The 1106-nt window shown below is 68.4% G+C and carries 1 pseudogene; it reads left to right on the forward strand.

Annotation, left to right across the window (positions count from 1 at the left end):
* Positions 1–78: 78 nt before the first annotated feature.
* A pseudogene (locus OO48_RS37105) lies at positions 79–1082 on the forward strand (IS5 family transposase).
* The last annotated feature ends 24 nt before the right edge of the window (positions 1083–1106 follow it).

Consider the following 1106-nt stretch of genomic DNA (forward strand, 5'->3'; position numbering starts at 1 on the left):
ACTAGGGTGCGTATCTGGTTGTGATCAATCTGCGGGTTTCGCCCTTGTGGTCGCGCTTGATCCGGTAGACCGTGGCGTGTGACGCGAGTACAACTGACAGACACCGAGTGGGAGTTCATCGAGCCGTACCTGCCGATCGGTGAGTACGGCCCGTACCCGGAGCGGCTGTGTCGGCAGTTCGAGGGCGTGATCTGGCGGTTTCGGACGGGCGGCCAGTGGCGGGAGGTGCCGGGCGAGTTCGGTGCCTGGTCGACGGTCCACAACCGCTTCCGGCAGTGGCGGGACGCCGGGGTGTTCGAGGCCCTGCTGGAGGGTGCGATCGCGGAGGCCGCGAGGCGGGGTGAGGTGGACTTGTCGCTGGTCAGCGTGGATTCCACTACCGTCCGGGCCCATCACGACGCCGCTGGGATGCACCTCGACCCCGACACGCTCGCCGACCTGGAGAAGGCCGCCGAGGAGGCGGAGAAGGCCCGGCAAAAGGGGGCGGCCCGGAGGGACAAGACGGGCAGGGCGCCACGGACGACCCAAAGCGGGACGAGCGGCGGCGTGTCCGACGCAGGCGAAAGATCCGCCTGAAGGCGGCCCTGCTCGGGCGCTCCCGGGGCGGGCAGAGCAGCAAGGTCCACGTCGCCGGTGAGCGCAAGTGCCGCCCGCTGGCCTTCGTGCTGACCGAAGGGCAGGCCGCCGACAGCCCGCAGTTCATCACCGTGCTGGAGAAGGTCCGGGTGCGCGGGCCGGTCGGCCGTCCTCGGACCCGGCCCGGCGCGGTCGCCGCAGACAAGGCATACTCGTCCCGCGGCAACCGCGCCTACCTGCGCAAACGTCACATCAAAGCGGTCATCCCGGAGAAGAGGGACCAAGCCGCCAGCCGGAAGAAGAAGGGCAGCGGCGGCGGCCGCCCCGTCAGCCACGACGCCGACCTGTACAAGGAGCGGAACATCATCGAGCGCCTTATCAACAAGCTGAAGGCCTGGCGGGGCATTGCCACCCGGTTCGACAAGACACCCGAGAGCTACCTCGCCGGCCTCCAGCTTCGCGGCGCAATGATCTGGATCAAGGACCTCGCCAAGACCACCCCTTGATCACAACCGAATACGCTCCCTAGG

Origin of the sequence: Kitasatospora phosalacinea (genome assembly GCF_000716545.1) — a bacterium.
GTDB classification, from domain to species: Bacteria; Actinomycetota; Actinomycetes; order Streptomycetales; family Streptomycetaceae; genus Kitasatospora; species Kitasatospora phosalacinea.